The 17,822-nt window shown below is 73.2% G+C and carries 16 protein-coding genes; 8 read left to right on the plus strand and 8 right to left on the minus strand.

The window, feature by feature from the left end; translation table 11 throughout:
- Window positions 1–66 precede the first annotated feature (66 nt).
- The 3 genes from FRAAL_RS15505 to FRAAL_RS15515 form a co-directional block, all read right to left on the minus strand.
- The gene (locus tag FRAAL_RS15505; RefSeq protein WP_011604689.1) at window positions 67–390 is read right to left on the minus strand and encodes an AzlD domain-containing protein; all 324 of its coding nucleotides are present in this window, start codon (window positions 388–390) and stop codon (window positions 67–69) included.
- The gene (locus FRAAL_RS15510) at window positions 390–1,112 is read right to left on the minus strand and encodes an AzlC family ABC transporter permease (protein WP_231861014.1); all 723 of its coding nucleotides are present in this window, start codon (window positions 1,110–1,112) and stop codon (window positions 390–392) included. Before FRAAL_RS15510 ends, FRAAL_RS15505 begins: the two co-directional genes overlap by 1 nt.
- 258 nt (window positions 1,113–1,370) lie before the next feature.
- Window positions 1,371–2,987: a TetR/AcrR family transcriptional regulator gene (locus tag FRAAL_RS15515; protein ID WP_157892110.1), complete on the minus strand. Its 1,617-nt coding sequence runs from the start codon at window positions 2,985–2,987 to the stop codon at window positions 1,371–1,373.
- Between the two features lie 335 nt (window positions 2,988–3,322).
- Here FRAAL_RS15515 and FRAAL_RS15520 point away from each other — a divergent pair, with 335 nt between their 5' ends.
- The 3 genes from FRAAL_RS15520 (at window position 3,323) to FRAAL_RS15530 (ending at window position 7,198) form a co-directional block, all read left to right on the plus strand.
- Window positions 3,323–4,150 carry a mycofactocin-coupled SDR family oxidoreductase gene (locus tag FRAAL_RS15520; protein WP_041939357.1) on the plus strand — a complete coding sequence of 276 codons (828 nt, stop codon included), beginning with the start codon at window positions 3,323–3,325 and terminating at the stop codon, window positions 4,148–4,150.
- Between the two features lie 89 nt (window positions 4,151–4,239).
- A complete protein-coding gene (locus FRAAL_RS15525; RefSeq protein WP_011604693.1) occupies window positions 4,240–5,739 on the plus strand; it encodes an aldehyde dehydrogenase family protein in 1,500 nt (499 codons plus the stop codon).
- Window positions 5,732–7,198, plus strand: a complete 1,467-nt coding sequence (locus FRAAL_RS15530; RefSeq protein ID WP_011604694.1) for a class I adenylate-forming enzyme family protein — start codon at window positions 5,732–5,734, stop codon at window positions 7,196–7,198. The genes FRAAL_RS15525 and FRAAL_RS15530 overlap by 8 nt, the downstream gene beginning before the upstream one ends.
- 25 nt (window positions 7,199–7,223) lie before the next feature.
- On the opposite strand, the gene FRAAL_RS15535 is transcribed toward FRAAL_RS15530, so the two are convergent.
- The 3 genes from FRAAL_RS15535 to FRAAL_RS15545 form a co-directional block, all read right to left on the minus strand.
- Complete coding sequence (locus tag FRAAL_RS15535; RefSeq protein WP_041939358.1) at window positions 7,224–8,453, minus strand: ABC transporter substrate-binding protein; 1,230 nt, start codon at window positions 8,451–8,453, stop codon at window positions 7,224–7,226.
- A gap of 239 nt (window positions 8,454–8,692) precedes the next feature.
- Window positions 8,693–8,989, minus strand: a complete 297-nt coding sequence (locus FRAAL_RS15540) for a hypothetical protein (protein ID WP_011604696.1) — start codon at window positions 8,987–8,989, stop codon at window positions 8,693–8,695.
- Between the two features lie 88 nt (window positions 8,990–9,077).
- A complete protein-coding gene (locus FRAAL_RS15545) occupies window positions 9,078–10,160 on the minus strand; it encodes a Gfo/Idh/MocA family protein (RefSeq protein ID WP_011604697.1) in 1,083 nt (360 codons plus the stop codon).
- A gap of 491 nt (window positions 10,161–10,651) precedes the next feature.
- Here FRAAL_RS15545 and FRAAL_RS35850 point away from each other — a divergent pair, with 491 nt between their 5' ends.
- A complete protein-coding gene (locus tag FRAAL_RS35850; RefSeq protein ID WP_011604698.1) occupies window positions 10,652–12,118 on the plus strand; it encodes a TetR family transcriptional regulator in 1,467 nt (488 codons plus the stop codon).
- A 47-nt stretch (window positions 12,119–12,165) separates the two neighbouring features.
- Here FRAAL_RS35850 and FRAAL_RS15555 read toward each other — a convergent pair whose 3' ends face one another.
- The gene (locus FRAAL_RS15555) at window positions 12,166–12,858 is read right to left on the minus strand and encodes a TetR/AcrR family transcriptional regulator (protein WP_011604699.1); all 693 of its coding nucleotides are present in this window, start codon (window positions 12,856–12,858) and stop codon (window positions 12,166–12,168) included.
- A 76-nt stretch (window positions 12,859–12,934) separates the two neighbouring features.
- Here FRAAL_RS15555 and FRAAL_RS15560 point away from each other — a divergent pair, with 76 nt between their 5' ends.
- From FRAAL_RS15560 to FRAAL_RS15570, 3 genes are all read left to right on the plus strand, one after another.
- A complete protein-coding gene (locus tag FRAAL_RS15560) occupies window positions 12,935–13,990 on the plus strand; it encodes a phosphotransferase family protein (protein ID WP_011604700.1) in 1,056 nt (351 codons plus the stop codon).
- A gap of 2 nt (window positions 13,991–13,992) precedes the next feature.
- A complete protein-coding gene (locus FRAAL_RS15565) occupies window positions 13,993–14,754 on the plus strand; it encodes an SDR family NAD(P)-dependent oxidoreductase (protein ID WP_011604701.1) in 762 nt (253 codons plus the stop codon).
- Between the two features lie 73 nt (window positions 14,755–14,827).
- Window positions 14,828–16,156 (plus strand): acyl-CoA dehydrogenase family protein, encoded by a 1,329-nt coding sequence (locus FRAAL_RS15570; RefSeq protein WP_011604702.1) that lies wholly within the window; start codon window positions 14,828–14,830, stop codon window positions 16,154–16,156.
- A 46-nt stretch (window positions 16,157–16,202) separates the two neighbouring features.
- Here FRAAL_RS15570 and FRAAL_RS15575 read toward each other — a convergent pair whose 3' ends face one another.
- Window positions 16,203–16,880 carry a TetR/AcrR family transcriptional regulator gene (locus FRAAL_RS15575; RefSeq protein ID WP_011604703.1) on the minus strand — a complete coding sequence of 226 codons (678 nt, stop codon included), beginning with the start codon at window positions 16,878–16,880 and terminating at the stop codon, window positions 16,203–16,205.
- Window positions 16,881–17,134: 254 nt separating this feature from the next.
- On the opposite strand from FRAAL_RS15575, the gene FRAAL_RS15580 reads away from it, so the two are divergent.
- Window positions 17,135–17,782, plus strand: a complete 648-nt coding sequence (locus FRAAL_RS15580) for a TetR/AcrR family transcriptional regulator (RefSeq protein WP_050997139.1) — start codon at window positions 17,135–17,137, stop codon at window positions 17,780–17,782.
- The last annotated feature ends 40 nt before the right edge of the window (window positions 17,783–17,822 follow it).

Raw genomic sequence — 17,822 nt, forward strand, 5'->3', positions numbered from 1 at the left:
GAGTCGGCGGCGTGGGTTCGTCGTCCGAGGGCTCTGCTTGGACCGCAACCTGTGGTGCGACACGGGCTACGGCACGGAGAGTAGGCGGAGGACTGCCGTGACGGCCGCGGCGACGACCACGACCACCAGAAAGGGCACCTTTCGGTAGGCAAGCACGCCGCCCACGAGTACCCATACCGGCCGGGCGACACCGTTGATGTGGTGGCCGGTAGCCAGCGCGGACGAAGCCACCAGGGCACCCAGCAGCACGATTGCCGCCGTGTTCAGCAGGCGTTCGGCCTGCGGCGGGAAGGCCAGCCGGGACCGCAGCACCGGTCCCGTGAAGCGGAAGAGAAACGTGCCGGCCGCCAGGGCCAGCAGCGCGACGAGCACCGCGGGTCGGTAGGGCATCAGACCGCCCTCTCCTGCTTCTCCGGGGCCGAGTTGAGGAAGACCGCGCACAGGGCCAGCAGCTCCGGCAACCCGGACGGCAGGAAGGGCGTCGTGGCCAGCGTGATCGCCGCCCCGGTCAGCACCGCCCGGAGCATCCCGCGTTCGTACAGTGCCGGCAGGATGAGGGCCAGGATCACCGCAGGAAACATCGCGTCCAGCCCGAACGCGTCGGTGTCGTGGATGACGTTCCAGGCCAGCGCTCCGAAAAGCGCCCCGGCTGGCCAGCAGATCAGAATGCCTGCCCCACAGACCCAGTAGGCGCCGCGCTGTCGGGGCAGGTCCGGCTGGGCCAGGGACAGCACCACGCTCTCGTCGTTCATGAGGTGAGAGGCCACAATCCGGCGCCACCCGGGCTGAATTACCCGGGGCGGGATCGCCAGCCCGTAAGGCAGGTGCCTGGCGTTGACCAGCAGGCCGACCAGGACCGCGGCTACAGGGCTGCCGCCAGCGACGATCACCCCGACGAACAGGAACTCCGACGATGCCGCGAGTACGAGCGTGGCGGCGAGGACCGGAAACCACATAGGGAACCCAGAGGTGACGCAGACTGCGCCGTAGGAGATGCCGATGACGCCCACCGACAGGCAGGCCAGCACTATTCCGCGCAGTAAGTCCCGATTCAGAGTTCTCCACGTCGATCGCATGTTGAATATAATGAACACGCGGAATCTGTCGGTCAACAACAAGGGATGTCGATGTCGCCCCAAGTTCGCCCGCCGCCCGACGGCGCCGTCCCGTCCGTTTTCGGGCCCATGAGATGGTCCCCGTTCTTCGGAAAGGTGTGAATAGCCGAGGCGGCATGAAGTTGACATAGTGCAACTACGTCGTGTCCGTGCAATGGACGGCGCCTCAAGTATCGGTAAACGCCTCGTAACAACGCCCTGCCCGATGGAGTAATACATTCCCTGCGGCGGGAAGATCGGGTGTGAGAGGGGGGATCAGCCAGAGCGGGTGGATTCCGCCCGTCCGTTGGTGACCGTCGCGTCCTGCAGGCCGAGGACGCCGCGGGCCATGAGCAGGGTCAGGCAGTGCAGCACCTGTTCGCGGGTGAGCACCGGATGGCGCAGCCAGGCGTTGTAGGGGAACTCGGTGAGCACCGTCCACAACACGATCGTCATGGTGGTCGGCGTCGTGTTGGTGGGCTCCGTGTTGGTGGGCGTCGTGGCGGTGGGCCGGGGGGTGGGCAGGCGGGCGACGACGTCCTCGAGATGGAGGCGCACCGCGCGGGCCAGTGGCCACAGCGGCGGGTTGTCCAGGATCTCGCAGGTCCAGATGTGGAACACGGTGCCGTGCCGCTCGACGATGCGCAGCCAGTCGTCGAGCCAGCAGGTCAGCTCGTCGACGGTGCCCACGGCGAGCAGCGCGTCGAAGTGGTCGCAGATGTGCACCGCGGCGCGGTGCGCCAGCGTCGTGAAGATGGCCGTGCGGTCGGTCCAGTAACGGTAGAAGGTTCCGTGCGCGACGCCGGAGCGGGCGATGATGTCGTTGACGCTGGTGCCGGCGAGCCCGCGCTGCTCGAAGGCCGCGACCGCCGCCTCGGCGATCGTCTCCACGGTGGAGCGCCCCCGACCGGTGACAGACCTGCGCAGCCCCGGCGGCAGCGGCGCGTCCCGCTGCGCGGGGACCTCGCCGGATGACGGGCCGGCGGTGCGAGCCGTGCCGGTGGGACCGGCGATGCCGGCGGCGCGGGCCAGCGCGGCGAGATCCGGGCGGGGGACGGGGCCGGTGGGGGACGGGCCGGGGGAGTGCGGGGTCGGTTCGCAGGAGCGGGGGGCCGGTTCGGGGGGCGGGAAGAACGAGCGGTGGATCATGCCGGCGAGGGCGTCGTGCAGCGCCTCGTCCTCGCCGGGGTGCCGCGCGACCCTGCCGCGGGCGTCGGAGACGATGTGCGTCCACTCGACGATGCAGATCACGGCGACGGAGAGCACCCGGGTGTCCACCCCGCCGGTGTCGGCGCGGGCCAGCCGCGACGGCAGGCTCGCGGCGAGCACCTGCAGGTACTCCTCGGACGGGTTGTCGACGGACGCGTTGTCGACGAGGGCGGCCTCCGCGGTGGACAGCGGCCATTCGGCGAACACCGGTGAGTGGCGGCGCAGCACGGCGCCGAGCTCGCCCAGCCAGGCCCGGAACACCGCGAACCCCGCTGGTCCCGCGCTGAGCACCGGCAGCCGCTGGAAGTGGTCGACCAGGTCGACGCCGAGCTCCTCGAAGAAGATCCGAAAGACCTCCAGCTTGCCGCGGAAGTACTGGTAGAAGGCGGCGTCGGAACGGCCGGTGGCCTCGGCCACCGCCTGGACGCTCGTGCCGTGGTAGCCGCGTTCGACGAACAGTCGCCGCGCCGCGGCGATGATCTCCTGGCAGGCGCGGGCGCCCTCCGCGCCGATCGCCTGGCTGGCCGGATACGGGGCACGCCGGCGCTGCGGCAGCCACGCGTCCCCGCCAGGAGCGGGCGTGACCCTTTCGGCGGGGAGCGTGTCCCTCCCGGGGATGGGGGAGCCGGCGTCCGTGGCGTCCTGGCGCGGGCCGGGCGTGGGAAGCGGATCGGGCGTCGGCAACCCGGCCTCCCTCGGGCCTCGTCGCAACGAGCGATTCCCGGACGGTGATTCCGGCATCGCGTTGCGTGCGCAACGAGTGTATGCGGACGGGCATCACGCCAGGTGAAGAGGTGTCCGTGGCGGCCTGCGGCGATCGGGGACCACCCCGGGGTTCCAATATGACAGGTGTCTTACTAGTGTGGTGGCTCACAGGCGGCCGGCGCTCGGGGGGAGCGTGCGGCCCCGCCGGCCGGACCACCGGCCGGACCACCGGCCGGACCATCCGTGCCGTCCGACCGGACCCCGCCCCTGCGGGCCACCGGTCCGCGGCCGACAGAGGCGAGAGAAGAGCATCCATGGGCTTGTTGGACGACCGGGTCGTGTTCATCACCGGAGCGGCGCGCGGGCAGGGCCGCTCGCACGCGGTGACGTTCGCCGAGCAGGGGGCGAACATCGTCGGCGTCGACATCTGTCGCGACCTCGAAGCCGTGCCCTACAAGCTGGGCACCGCCGAGGACCTGGCCGAGACGGCCCAGCTGGTGGAGAAGGCCGGCGGGCAGATGCTCACCGCCGAGGCCGACGTGCGCGACAAGGCCGCGCTGCAGGCCGCCTTCGACGCCGGGGTCGAGCGCTTCGGCCACATCGACACCGTCCTCGCCAACGCCGGGGTCATCCTCAGCAACAGCGACGAGCGCGACGCCGACGAGGCCCTGCGCCTGGGTATCGACATCATGCAGATCGGCGTGTGGAACACCTTCCAGGTCGCCATCGGGCACCTGATCGAGCGCGGCCAGGGCGGCAACCTCGTCGCCACCAGCTCCATGGCCGCGCTGCTGCCGCTCACCGACGGCCGCGGCGGGTCCGACGCCTACGGGATGGCCAAGAACGCCGTCATCGCACTGGTCCGCTCGTACGCGAACTGGCTGGCCCCGCACCGCATCCGGGTCAACGCGGTGGCGCCGACGAACTGCGCGACGCCGATGGTCACCGAGAACCCGGCGCTGTTCGGCGTGATCGAGGCGAACCCCAACCTCGTCAACGCGATGCAGACGATGCTGCCCGACCTCCCCATGATCGAGCCCGGCGACGTCAGCCAGGCCATCCTGTTCCTCATCTCCGACGCCGCCCGCTCCTTCACCGGCAGCCTGCTCAAGGTCGACGCCGGCATGGACGTCCGTCGCTAACACGGGCGACGGCCAGGCCCGGCCGCCCGCTCACCCGATCGGATCACCGCCCCCCGGCGTGGTGGAGGCGGAGGACTTGCGGAGGACCCATGACGAGCGCGACCCCCACCACCCCCACCGCTCCCGCCGTGGTCGGCGAGGCCCGGATGCTCATCGACGGCCGGCTGGTCGAGGCCACCGGCGGCGCCGTCTACGACAACGTCAACCCGGCCACCGAACAGGTGCTGGGCCAGACCAGCGACGCCGCGGCCGTCGACCTGGACGCCGCGATCGCCGCGGCGCGCCGGGCCTTCGACGAGTCGGCCTGGTCGACCGACCGGGACCTGCGCCGCCGCTGCCTGACGCAGCTCCAGCAGGCACTCGAGGGCGAGCGCGAGCAGCTGCGCGCCGAGCTCGTCGCCGAGGCCGGCGCGCCCGTCGCCGTCACCGGCATCGCCCAGCTCGACTGGCCGCTGGCCGACGGGCTGCGCGGCCCGCTGGAGCTGATGGACAGCTTCCCCTGGGAGCGGTCCCTGCCGGACACCCACCTGATGGGCCCCAGCCACCGGGCCGTCTGGCAGGAGCCGGTCGGCGTGGTCGCGGCGATCGTGCCGTGGAACTTCCCGTTCGAGGTCACGATCAACAAGCTCGGCCCGGCGATGGCGACCGGGAACACGGTCGTGCTCAAGCCCGCGCCGGACACGCCGTGGAACGCCACCCGCATCGGCCGGCTCATCGCCGAGCAGACCGACATCCCGCCGGGTGTGGTCAACGTGGTGCCCTGCTCGGACAACGCCGTCGCCGGCCAGCTCCTCGTCGACCCGCGGGTCGACATGGTGTCGTTCACCGGGTCGACGGGGGTCGGCCGCCTCGTCGTGGAGAAGTCGGCGGCGACGATGAAGCGCACCCTGCTCGAACTCGGCGGCAAGTCGGCGATGATCATCCTCGACGACGCCGACCTCGCCGCGGTCCTGCCGCTGGCCGGGTTCGGCGCCTGCCTGCACTCCGGGCAGGGCTGCGCGCTGCTCACCCGGGTGCTCCTGCCGCGCGAGCGCTACGCCGAGGGCGTGGAGATCCTCGCCGGGGTGATCGGCGCCCTGCCCTACGGCGACCCGACCGATCCCGCGAACCTCGCCGGCCCGCTCATCAACGCCCGCCAGCGCGAGCGGGTCCTCGGCTACATCGAGGCCGGCCGGGCGCAGGGGGCGCGGGTCGTCGTCGGCGGCGGGCGGCCCGAGCACCTGCCGCACGGCTACTACGTGCAGCCGACGCTGCTCGCCGACGTGGACAACACGATGACCGTCGCCCGGGAGGAGATCTTCGGGCCGGTGGTGTGCGCGATCCCGTTCGACGGTGAGGCCGACGCGGTGCGCATCGCCAACGACAGCCCGTACGGCCTGTCCGGCGGGGTGTACTCGGCGTCGGTCGAGCGGGGGTTGGGCGTCGCCCGGCGCATCCGCACGGGCAGCATCAACGTCAACGGCGGGATGTTCTACGGCTCCGACGGCCCCTACGGGGGCTTCAAGCAGAGCGGCCTGGGGCGGCAGGGCGGCCTGGAGGGCTTCGCCTCCTACACGGAGGCCAAGACCGTCGGCTACGTCAGTGCCTGACGGGGGCTGGTGGGAGCGTGTCGTCGCGGCGCATGCGGGCAGCGCCCGCCCGGCGGTGCTCGACGCCGGCGGGCCGGTCAGCGGCGCCGAGCTCGTCGGGCGGGCGACGCACGCCGCCGAGTTCCTCACCGGGCTCGGCGGCCTGGCCGGCGCGCCGGTGCCGGCGCTGCTCACCAGCAACCCCGACGCGCTGGCGCTCCTGCTCGGCGGGGCGGCGGCCGACCGTCCGGTGGCCCCGCTCGGGCCCCGGCTGACCGCCGCCGAACTCGCCGGCCCGGTGCGCGCCACCGGCGCCGGCGTCCTGCTCACCGAACCCGCCTGGGCCGCCGTCGCGGCCGAGGCCGCGGCGCTGGCCGGGGCGCGGGTGGTACCCGTGCCGGCGCTGCGGGCGTCGGGCGCGGCCCCGCCGGTGCCGCGCGGACCGGTCGCGCTGTACCTGCACACCTCGGGGACGACGGGCGCGGCCAAGCGGGTGCCGGTCACCCAGGACGTGCTCGCCGCGCGCACCGAGCTGCTGTCCGGCCTGCTCGACCTCGGCCCGGACAGCCGCTACGCCACGGGTTCGCCGCTGCACCACATCGGCGGGCTCGGCAACACGCTCGTCGCGGTGACCGTCGGCGCGACCGTGCTGCCGACGTCCCGGTTCACCCACCGGTGGTGGGCCGGCCTGGCCGACCAGGGCGCCACGCACGGCCAGCTCGTCCCGACGATGATCGAGATGCTGCTGGCGGAGGGGACGCTCGACGCGGTCCCGCTGCGCACCCTGATCTACGGTGCGTCGCCGATCAGCCCGGAGACGCTGCGCCGGGTGCAGGCGGTGCTGCCCGGGGTGCGCCTGGTCAACCTGTTCGGCCAGACCGAGGGCAGCCCGCTGACCTGCCTGACCCCGGCCGACCACGACCGGGCCGCGGCCGGCGCCCCCGACCTGCTCGCCACCGTCGGGCGGGCCGTGCCCGGGCTGCGGCTGCGCATCGACGACCCGGACGACGCCGGGGTCGGCGAGGTGCTCGCCGCCGCGGCGCACCTGAGCGTGCACGCCGCCGACGGCTGGCTGCACAGCGGCGATCTCGGCTTCCTCGACGACGACGGCTACCTGCACCTCGTCGGCCGGCGCAACGACATGATCGTGCGCGGCGGGGAGAACGTCTACCCGCTGGAGATCGAGCACACCCTCGTCGAACATCCCGGGATCGCCGACGCCGGGATCGTCGGGGTGCCCGACGCCCGGCTGGGGGAGACGCTGGCCGCGTTCGTCGTCCCCGCCGACCCCGACCGGCCGCCGCCCGTCGACGAGCTGCGCCAGTTCGTCCGCGACCGGCTGGCCGGGTTCAAGGTGCCCGCCTACTGGTACGTCGTGGACGCGCTGCCGCTCAACGCCGCCGGCAAGCTCACCCGCCCCGCCCTGCGCGCCCGTCACGACGCCGCGACGGCCGAGACCGCCGCCAGCACGTCGCCGTAGCGCGAGGGCGGGTACGGGCCGGGCGTCAGGAGCCGGTGGTGGCGGGCAGCTCGTGGCCGCAGAGGTTCTCGCGGACCACGCTGAAGGCGTCACCGGTGTGGTTCGCCTGCACGAACGACCAGCAGGTGGTCTGCTTGCCCCGGTCGCGGGCGATGTCCATCGGCTGGATCAGCCCGCCGGCGTCGTAGTCGTGCACCGCGTTGAGGGCGTTGACGAAGCCCTCGCGGGTCGGGCAGGCGCCGGCCTCGGTCAGCCCGCGCAGGAACAGGTCGGTGTCGATGTAGGCGATCATCGCCAGTTCCTGCTGCGGGTTGGGGACCTGCGGGGCGTAGCGCGCCATCGACGTGCGGTAGTTCGCGATCGCCGGGCCGCCGGCCTCGAACGGGCGGTAGAACACCGGGATGGTCACGCCGGCCAGTGCGCCGCCGGAGTCGTGCAGGAGCTGGGTGTCGTAGCCGCTGACCGACAGGACCACGCGCAGGTTCACCCCGGCGGCGCGCACGGCGGTCAGGACCGCCGGCAGGTCGGGGGCGTTGATGACGGTCAGCAGGGTGTCGGCGCCGCTGTCGGCGATGCGCCGGGCGACGGACGCCGGGCTGTCCGCGTTCGCGGTGTAGGCGATCTCGCCGACGACGGGGATGCCGGCGGCCTGGGCGCTCTGGGTCATCTTGGCGCTGGTGTTGCCGACGCCGGCCGACAGCGCGGTCCGCAGCAGGACGGCCTTCGTCCCGCCCTGCGAGCGCAGGAAGGTGCCGTAGGTGTCGGTCGCGGCGCCGGTGGTGGAGGAGAACGAGAACATGCTGCGGTACTTCGCCCAGACGTCGCCGGTGGCCAGCCCGCCGACCGGGACGCCGTGGTCGGCGAGGTACTGGGCGCTGCCGTCGGCGGCCAGGGAGTACTCCAGGACGCCGAAGACCTGCTGGCGCTCGACCAGGTCCTTCGCGGCGACGCCGTTGGACCCGGGGTCGCCCTGGTCGTCCCGCCAGTCGTAGACGATCTTGCGTCCGTGGATGCCGCCGGCGGCGTTCACCTGGCCGATGCGGGCGTCGACCCCGGCGCGGGTGGCGGCCAGCGAGGCCGCCGTCGGCCCGGAGTCGGGATAAAGAAGCCCGAGCCTGACCTCCGACGAGGTCACGCCCGGGCTGTCACAGGGTCCCGCCGACGACGCCGCCGGGGACGAGCACGCGCTCACCCCCGCGGCGACTAACGCCAGCACGGCGGCAGCGCTGGATAACGACAAGGAACGGCGACGCATCGTGAACCCCCGTGGGAACGGTCAGGGAAGAGAGTGGAGAACGGCGGGAAAGAGAACGGCAGGAAAGGGAAACAGATGTGCCCCGGCGCCGTGGAACGCCGGGGTCGAGGGGTACGTGCGCGGAAGGGTTACAGGCGGTGAGGGCCGCCGGGCCCGGCGGCGGGCGGGGGTCGGCGCCGCTCACCGGGCGCGGACCGGCCGCCGGGAAGGCGGCGCGGTCCGGGGAACCTGGAGCGGTCTCAGGACTCGTAGCGGGGTGTGCCGCGGTAGCCGAAGAAACGCTCGAAGTTCTCGTCGTTGATCGGCCGCCGCGAGTTGCGCTCCTGGGCGTCGCGCAACGCCGCGAGCCGGGCGCGCTCGCGCGCGACGCGCTCGGCGTCCACCGGCTCGGCCCCTTCCAACTCGGTGACCAGGACGGCCTGCGCCCTGACCTCCTCGGCGAGGCGTACCGCCACCTCGCCGTAGGTGAGCAGATCCTGGTCGTCGGTGTCCTCGCGCTGCGGGACGGCGGCGGGGTTGGATTCTGCGTCGGTCATGCGTACACCGTCCTTTCTGCGATCCTCGCGGGGGACTGTGACCCCCGCGTCGGAGCTCGAACCCCGCGTCGGAGCTCGAACCCCTGCGTCAGAGCTCGATGGGAACCCAGCCGGCGCCCTCGGACGACCGGTGCGCCGCGTCGATGATCTCCAGGCTGAGCAGCCCATCGGTGAACGTGGGAACCGGGGTGGGCTGGCCGTCGAAGGCGGGCAGCCAGTCCTCGAGCATCAGCGCCATCGCCCGGCTGCCGTGCCCGGCCAGGCCCTCGGGCAGGTGCTGCGGGAAGGCGGGCTCGCGCTCGATCGGGGCCAGCGGCGCCAGCCCCTTCACGTTCGCCGGGCCGGCCTGGTAGGAGGTGTGGCGCAGGCTGCCGTCGGCGACGATGGTGCCGTCCCCGCCCAGCAGCTCGAGGCGGAAGTGGTCGACGTTCGCGCCGATCGTGGAGACGCTCAGGATCGCGATCGCGCCGGAGGCGAGCCGCAGCAGCACCGCGGAGGTGTCGTCCGCGGTCACGGCCAGCTCCCCGCCGTCGGGCAGCACCCGCGTCGGCACCGAGCTGCGCACGTCGGCGCACACCGCCACCGGCGGCCCCAGCAGCGAGCAGACGAAGTCCAGGTCGTGGACGAGCATGCCGGCGAGGTAGCCGCCGCCCTGGGCGCGGTCGTACATCCAGGCGGCCTGCAGCGGCCGGCTGGGGTGCCAGTAGGAGGCACTGCGGCTGACCCGGGCCACGTGCGGGGTGCCGAGCAGCCCGGCCCGCACCTGGTCGGTGATGGCCAGCCACTCCGGGTTCCAGCGGTTCTCGAAGCAGCAGCCGGTCGGCCGGCCCGACTCCTGCGCCGCGGTGACCATCTCCCGCGCCTGCGCCGAATCGGCGGCCAGCGGCTTCTCGCACAGCACGGCCTTGCCCGCGTCCAGCGCGGCGAGGGTGATCTCGTGGTGCAGCGCGGTCGGGGTGGCGACCGAGATCAGATCGAGGTCGTCGCGGCGCACGAACGAGCGCCAGTCGGTCGAGGTGTCGTCGATGCCGAGCCGGGCGGCCACCTTCCCGAGCCGCTCCGGCGTGCGTGCGCACAGGGCCACCGGCTCGTACCCCTGCGCAGCCCGATAGGCCGGAGCCTGGACGATCGCCCCCCAGCCGACCCCCACGATGCCCACCCGCAGCGTCATCGGACCACCCGCGCCGTCGCAACCATCCGCGCCGTCAGGACCACTCGCGCCGTCAGGACCACTCGCGCCGTCATGTCGCCTCCCAGGGGACGGCCGTCGGCCGCCCTGCCGCATCATTGCGTTACCCAAAAATCAAGGCTAATTCGCTAGACATCAGACACTAGTGCGGGAGCACTACGAGGGGCAACGCAGGCCCGGCGGTCGGCTCGGCTCCGCCCGGTCACGGGCGTCGGGGACGTCCGGCGCACGTCCGACGGCCTGGCGCGGTTCCGCGGAACACCAAGATCATCATCGTCGGGTTTCGGGCTGAAGGGGTTCCCGGCACCGGCCCACCGTTTCCCGCGAGCCGGGCACGCGGTCGCAGGTCCGACCCGATCGGGGCGGTGGGACGGCGGTCGCGGGTCTTCTGCCTGACCGGCGCCCTAGACTTGCAGGCGGGAATGCCCGGAGTGGGCCGTGGGCGACGGTGCGGCGGGCGACGGTGAGGACGCGTGAGGGGGCGCCGGGTGGAGGTCGAACCCGAGCGCGACCCGGTCCTGCCCTCGCGGCGGCGCGAGCCGTATCCGGTCAGCCCCGTGATCGGTCCGGAGGGCGAGCGGGCCTGTGCGGAGATCGTGGCGGCGGCCCGCGACCTGTTCGCCCAGCGCGGCTACCACGGCACCAGCATCCTGGCGATCACGGAGGCCACCGGCCGCTCGGACACGGCCTTCTACCAGTACTTCCAGAGCAAGATCGAGCTGTTCGCCCTCTTCTACGAGCAACTCGGGCGGGACCTCGTCCGCCATTTCCGACGTCAGCGGGTCGTCGAGCCCGGACCGGCGGGGCTGGCGGAGTTCCGCACCTGGCTCGAGGGCCTCGACGACGTCCTTCGCCGGCACTCGCCCGTCTTCGCCGCCTGGCCGCTGGTCGCGGACGACGCCCTGATGCCGGAGGACCCCTCCGAGCAGTACCTGCGCGAGCTCGCGGAGGAGATGCGCCCGCGGCTGGCGCTCGCCGGCGCCGGTCCGGTGGACACCCGCGTCCTCGCGATCGCGATCATCAGTCTCATGCAGTGGACGCACGTGGTGCTCGATCCACGCCGCCCCGGCGTCCTGCCGCCCGAATCGTCGGTGCACGCCACGCTCGCGACGATCATCCACTCCTCGTTGTTCCCACCGCTGGCCGGTCCCACGGGCACCGCCGGTCCCACGGGCACCGCCGGTCCCACGGGCACCGCCGGTCCCCTGGGTGCGGCCGGTCCCGTGGGCGCCGACGGCGGCCCCCCGCCCTGGCCGGGCCTGCTGCTGGACAGCTGCCCGGATCGCGCGGATCCGCTCGGCGCATGGCGCGAGACGGCCCCGCTCGGCCTGCGCCGGCGGGTCACCCGGCGGTCCGAACCGACGATCCGGCGCATCCTCGCCGCCGCCAACCAGGCGTTCGAGCGCGGTGGGCTGGCCGGCACGAGCGTCGACGACATCACCGCCGAGGCCGGCGTCGCTCACGGCACGTTCTACCAGTACTGGGAGGACCGGTACGCGGTCTTCGCCACGCTCGCCCACCAGGCGGCGGTCGACATCTGCACCCACCTCGACGACCTGCTGCGCGCCGAGGACGAGGACGACATCCTGGCCTGGATCGACCGCTGGCTGGACGTGCTGCGACAGCGCGGCCCCACCCTGCACGTGTGGACGACCGAGGTCCTGCCGACCGCGCCGCTGCAGCGGCTGAGCCGCCAGCTGCGCGGTTACCTCGACGCGGTCACCGCGCGGCTGATGGCGCGGTGGGCGCCGGGACGGTCGCTGGACCCGTCGGCGGCCGCCATCGTGCTGTGGGTGCTGCTCGGCGAGTTTCCCTACCACGCCTGGCAGCGCCATCCGGTGCTCGACCGCGACGACGTCCACCGCTCGCTCGCGCTCCTGCTCGTCGGGGGTCTGCTCGGCGCCCGCGCCCCCCTGCCCGCCGCCGACTCGCCCCGCTGAGCGACTCGCCCCGCTGAGCGACCCGCCTCGCCGGGCGGGCGGCGGGGTCAGGCCGGCCCGGCGACGGCCGTGCAGAACGTGACGAGATGGTCGCGTTCCACGGTGTCGGGTCCCGTGCCGGTGGCGACGTGGCGCTCGAGCGCGCCGAGCACCACGTCCAGGATCGCCCGTGCGTCCAGCTCCGGGTGGGGGCGCCCGGCCGCGGCCAGGGGCGTGACCAGCAGCTCGCCGAGCTGGTTGTCGAGGGTGGACCGCCCCGGTTCGGGGCCGCCCGAACGCAATGTGAGCCGGCTGATCGCAATGCTCTGGGTGGCGATCTCGGGAAGGGTGAGCTGCGTCAGCAGCCCCTGCACCCAGGCGGCGACCTGGTCGGCGGGGCTGGCCTCCTTGGCCATCTGGTGGGTCAGGTAGGAGCGGACCCGTAGGACGCCGCGCTCCATCACGGCGTGCAGCAGCTCGCCCTTGCCGGCGAAGTAGCGGTAGAAGGTCTGGTTGGAGGTGCCGGCTTCGGCGACGATGTCGCTCACCCGCGGCTCCGCCGGCGCGACCCGCACCGCCACCCGCAGGGCGGCGTCGAGGATCTGCTCGAGCTCGTCGAGGGCGTCGCGCTGGTGGCGGCGCAGGGCCCGATCGACGGCGGCGCGCACGGACGCGGGCGCTCCGTCCCACTCCAGTCGGGTCGACTCCATGGTTGCCAGTGTGCCGTGCGCCGCGGGCGGAGCGGGGCCGGATCCGGCCATGTCGCAGAATCTGGTTCTGAGGGGACCAGAATGCTATTCTGCGCAGCGTCCCGCTCCCGTCGACGAGGAGGTCCGGATGGGAAACCCGACTGAGCCAGCCAGGCAGGGCGTGGCGCTCGACGCTGCCCGGCTGGCCCGCTGGCTCGACGCCGAGCAGGTGCCCGGGGCGGGCGAGCTGCCCGTCATCGAACGGCTCACCGGCGGTTCGCAGAACGAGCTGTACTCGCTGACCCGGGGCGGCGAGCGCACGGTGCTGCGGATGCCCCCGGCGGCGGCGAGCGCGTCTCGCGTCGACGGGCTGCGCCGGGAGCTGCGGCTGCTGCGCGCGCTGCGCGGGACGGACGTGCCGCACGCCGAGCTCGTCGCCGGCGACCCCACCGGCGACGTGCTGGGAATGCCGTTCTACGTCATGCGGGCCATCGACGGCTGGAGTCCGACCGCGACCTGGCCGGCCCCGTTCGACACCGACCCGGCCGCCCGCCGCGGGCTGGCGTTCGAGCTCGTCGACGGCATCGCGAAGCTGTCCCGGGTCGACTGGCGGGCCCGCGGGCTGGAGGGGTTCGGCCGCCCGGAGAACTTCCACGACCGCCAGGTCGACCGCTGGCTGACGTTCCTCGGCGCCTACCGCTTCCGCGAGCTGCCCGGCCTCGACGAGGCGGCGGCCTGGCTGCGGGCGAACCGGCCGGCCACCTTCGAACCGGGGATCATGCACGGCGACTACCAGTTCGCCAACGTGATGTTCCAGCACGGCGCCCCGGCCCGGCTCGCCGCCATCATCGACTGGGAGATGACCACGGTCGGCGACCCGCTGCTCGACCTCGGCTGGGCGCTGCTCGGCTGGGACGGCGACGAGCCCCGCACCGAGGGCTTCTACCTCGACGTTTCCGGCATGCCGCGCCGGGCCGAGCTGCTGGAGCACTATGAGCGGGTGAGCGGACGCTCGACCGCGGACATCGACTACTACCTGGTGCTGGCCAACTGGAAGCTCGGCGTGGTGCTGGAAAAGAGCTATGCGGCCTTCACCGGCGGCGGGACGGTCGACCCCAAGGTCGAGACGTTCGGGCCGCTGGTGCTGCAACTGCTGGCCACCGCCGCCGACCTCGCCCGCTCGCTGCCGGCCCGGAGAGGCTGACCATGGGATACGCCGACACCCTGTTCGACCTGACCGACCGCGTCGTGCTCGTCACCGGCGGCAGCCGCGGGCTCGGTCGGGAGATCGCCTTCGGCGCGGCGCGCTGCGGGGCCGACGTCGTCGTCGCCAGCCGCGACCTCGACTCCTGCACGGCCACCGCCGCCGAGATCGAGGCCGAGACCGGCCGCAAGGCCCTGCCCTACGCGGTGCACGTCGGGCGCTGGGACGAGCTGCCCGGCCTCGTCGACGCCGCCTACGAGCGCTTCGGCAAGGTCGACGCGCTGATCAACAACGCCGGGATGTCGCCGCTGTACGACACCCTCGGCGACGTCAACGAGAAGCTGTTCGACGCGGTCGTCAACCTGAACCTCAAGGGTCCGTTCCGGTTGTCGGTGCTGGTGGGGGAGCGGATGGTGGCCGCGGGCCGCGGCTGCATCGTCAACGTCAGCTCCACCGGCTCCATCCGCCCGACGCCGGCGATCCTGCCCTACGCCGCGGCCAAGGCCGGCCTCAACGCGCTCACCGAGGGCCTCGCGCTCGCCCTCGGTCCGCACGTGCGCGTCAACACCCTCATGTCCGGCCCGTTCTACACCGACGTCAGCCGGCACTGGGACCTCGACGCCGTCGCCGAGGCGGCGAAGTCGCACGCGCTGCAGCGCGCCGGCGACCCGCCCGAGATCGTCGGCTCCGCGCTGTACCTGATCTCGGATGCGTCCAGCTACACCTCCGGCGCGACCCTGCGGGTCGACGGCGGCATCCCGTGAGCCGCCACCGTCGCCGAAGCCGCCGCCGGCACGGGTGCCGGCAGGAAACGCGAATGCTGGGAGGACGATAGCCATGGCGTGGGACTTCTCGACCGATGCCGAGTTCGAGGCCAAGCTGGCGTGGGTCCGCGCGTTCGTGCGCGACGAGGTGGCCCCGCTCGACGTGCTGTTCCCGGGCTGCGAGTACCTGCCCCTCGACGACGAACGGCGGAAGATCGTCGACCCACTCAAGCAGCGGGTGCGTGACGAGGGCCTGTGGGCGCCGCATCTGGGCCCGGAGCTCGGCGGGCAGGGTTTCGGCGCGGTGAAGCTGACCCTGCTCAACGAGATCCTCGGCCGCACCGACTGGGGGCCGATCGTGTTCGGCACCCAGGCGCCCGACACCGGCAACGCCGAGATCATCGCCCGCTTCGGCACCCCGGAGCAGAAGGAGCGCTACCTGGCGCCCCTGCTGGCCGGGGAGATCTTCTCCTGCTTCTCCATGACGGAGCCGCAGGGCGGCGCCGACCCGCGGGTGTTCACCACCCGGGCGCGTCGCGAGGGCGACGAGTGGGTGATCGACGGCCGCAAGTACTGGTCGTCCAACGCCGCCGTGGCCTCGTTCCTCATCATCGTCGCGATCACCAATCCCGACGTCCCCGTGCACCACGGCGCGTCGACCTTCCTCGTCCCGCGCGACACCCCGGGCGTGGTGATCGAGGACAGCCACCACGTCTACGGCGCGCACCGCCACGAGCCGGGCCACTCCCTCGTGCGCTACGAGGGGGTGCGGGTGCCGGCGGACGCGCTGCTCGGCCAGGAGGGGCGCGGCTTCGAGGTGGCCCAGTCCCGGCTGGCCGGCGGCCGGCTGCACCACGCCATGCGCGCGATCGGCGTCGCCCAGCGGGCGATCGACATGATGGGGCAGCGGGCGCGCAGCCGGTTCACCCAGGGCAGCTCGCTGGCCGACAAGCAGTTCGTGCAGGGGTTCGTCGCCGACTCCTACACCGAGCTGATGCCGTTCCGCCTCGCCGTGCTGCACGCCGCCTGGCTCATCGACACGCAGGGAGAGCACGCCGCCCGCACCGAGATCGCGGCCCTGAAGGTGCTCACCCCGAAGGTCATCCAGTCGATCGTGCTGCGGGCGATCCAGGTCCACGGCGGGCTCGGCATCACCGAGCAGCTGCCGCTGGTCGACATGTTCACCACCGGACTCGCCCTCGGCCTCGCCGACGGGCCCACCGAGGCGCACAAGGTCAACCTGGCCCGCCAGCTGCTGCGGCACTACGAGGCCGACGACCCGGCGTGGCCCGAGGAGTTCCTCGGCCGCCGCCTCGCCGCCGTGCGGGAGAAGTACGGCGACCGCGTCGCCACCGTCCCGTCGGTGCCCGCGGGGCCGCCGGCGGCGCCGTCGGGGGTGTGACGGCGCCGGGGGTGTGACGGTGTCGGGAGTGTGACGGCGCCGGGGCTCAGGCCTCGAGCACCGCGGTGATGAACCCGCCGATGGTGTTGACGACGTCGGCGTCGTCGACCGGCAGGTGCTGGGCGTGGCAGTGGTACCAGGTGCGGTCCATCATCGACTGCACCGCCAGGCCCAGCGCCTCGGGCGCGTCGGTCGGGGTGCGCTGGCGACCCCGCAGGTGCACCCCGAGCAGCCAGGCCACCCGCATCTGCATCTTGTTGCTCGCCGCGCCGACGCTCTCGTCGGCCGGGCCGGACTGCGCCGACAGGATGAACGCGCCGTGCTGGTCCATGAACGCGAAGTACTTCCACACCCAGGCCACGGCGTCGGCCCGGGTGCAGGGCCGCGGGATCGTCTCCCACTCGGCGATGACCTGGAGCAGCTCACGGAAGGTGGCCTGGCCCAGGGTGTCGAAGATCTCCCGCTTGTCGCGGAAGTAGGTGTAGAAACCGGCGCGGGAGATGCCGCAGGCGTCGGTGATGTTGTTGATGCGGGTGCCGGCGTACCCGCGCTCCAGGAACAGCTTCTTGGAGGCGTCGAGGATCGCGTTGCGGGTGCGCGCCGCGCGCCAGCCCAACCGGCCGGCCGCGGTCTCGGTGCCGGCCGGCTCGACCTGCAGGTCCCGGGGATCGTCGTCGGGGGCCGCGCCCTCGTCGACGATCTCCGCGGAGGTGGAGTCGCCCATGGTCAGCCCAGTGTAGGAGAGCGGGCCGACGCAACGGTGACGGACGCGTCAGAGGTTGCTCACACACGTGACCTGCTCGGCCACGCGGCCGGGTGCGCCGTGCGGCGCCTGGTCGGCGATCGGCGAATCCGGTCTCCCGTATCATCCGACCTGAGCGGGCTGCGCCGCCGACCCGTCGACGCCGTCGTGCGGTGGCCGGTGCGGGCAACCGGTCAGGACGAGCGCGAAGGGGTGTGCCGGCGGGATGGGCCCCAGTGGCTGAGGCGGTGCTCCGGCTTGCCGCCGACGACCCGGACCGCGCCGAGCGGGAGCGTCGCGCGATCATCCGTGCCGCCCACCGGCTGATCGGCCGGGAGGGGCGCGCGGCGACGCCGCTGGAGGACATCCTGCGCGGCGCCGGGGTGAACAGGCGCACCTTCTACCGGCACTTCCCGTCCAAGGACGCGCTGGTCCTGACCATGCAGCGGGAGGCCGCCGCCGGGGTGCGCGACAGCCTGCGGGCGGCGGTGCGCGAGGCCGGCGACGCCCGGGCCGCCGCCGTGGCGTGGATCGAGGAGCTGCTCGCGATCGGCTGGGACGAACGCGCCAGCCGGGACGGGCGGACGTTCATGACCCCGGAGGTCGGTCTCGTCGTCGGCATCGCCGACGCCCTGGAGGACATCTACGCCGAGCACCGGGGCATCCTCGCGGAGGTCCTCGCCGCCGGGCGCACCGACGGCAGCCTGCCCGCCGCGCAGCCGGAGTGGGACGCGCTGGCCATCCACGCCGTCGTCGTGCGCTACCTGGAGATGCGGGCGCGCGGGCGGCTGGACCGGCCCTACGCCGCGGTGGTGGACGACGTCGTCCGCCGGTTCCTCCCGCCGTCGCCCGAGGCCGCCGGGCTGACCGGCACGCCGGGCTGACGCGGCGCCGGGCTGACCGGCTGGCTGGGCTGACCGGGGG

Origin of the sequence: Frankia alni ACN14a, from assembly GCF_000058485.1 — a bacterium.
Classification (GTDB): domain Bacteria; phylum Actinomycetota; class Actinomycetes; order Frankiales; family Frankiaceae; genus Frankia; species Frankia alni.

What these genes read in the sequence shown, in the direction of transcription:
- FRAAL_RS15505 (WP_011604689.1), bottom strand. Translation starts at nt 390, where the DNA reads ATGCCCTACCGACCCGCGGTGCTCGTCGCGCTGCTGGCCCTGGCGGCC.
- FRAAL_RS15545 (WP_011604697.1), bottom strand. Translation starts at nt 10,160, where the DNA reads ATGACGCTGCGGGTGGGCATCGTGGGGGTCGGCTGGGGGGCGATCGTC.
- FRAAL_RS15565 (WP_011604701.1), top strand. Translation starts at nt 13,993, where the DNA reads ATGGGATACGCCGACACCCTGTTCGACCTGACCGACCGCGTCGTGCTC.
- FRAAL_RS15575 (WP_011604703.1), bottom strand. Translation starts at nt 16,880, where the DNA reads ATGGGCGACTCCACCTCCGCGGAGATCGTCGACGAGGGCGCGGCCCCC.
- FRAAL_RS15555 (WP_011604699.1), bottom strand. Translation starts at nt 12,858, where the DNA reads ATGGCCGGATCCGGCCCCGCTCCGCCCGCGGCGCACGGCACACTGGCA.
- FRAAL_RS15540 (WP_011604696.1), bottom strand. Translation starts at nt 8,989, where the DNA reads ATGACCGACGCAGAATCCAACCCCGCCGCCGTCCCGCAGCGCGAGGAC.
- FRAAL_RS15535 (WP_041939358.1), bottom strand. Translation starts at nt 8,453, where the DNA reads ATGCGTCGCCGTTCCTTGTCGTTATCCAGCGCTGCCGCCGTGCTGGCG.
- FRAAL_RS15520 (WP_041939357.1), top strand. Translation starts at nt 3,323, where the DNA reads ATGGGCTTGTTGGACGACCGGGTCGTGTTCATCACCGGAGCGGCGCGC.
- FRAAL_RS15560 (WP_011604700.1), top strand. Translation starts at nt 12,935, where the DNA reads ATGGGAAACCCGACTGAGCCAGCCAGGCAGGGCGTGGCGCTCGACGCT.
- FRAAL_RS15525 (WP_011604693.1), top strand. Translation starts at nt 4,240, where the DNA reads ATGACGAGCGCGACCCCCACCACCCCCACCGCTCCCGCCGTGGTCGGC.
- FRAAL_RS15570 (WP_011604702.1), top strand. Translation starts at nt 14,828, where the DNA reads ATGGCGTGGGACTTCTCGACCGATGCCGAGTTCGAGGCCAAGCTGGCG.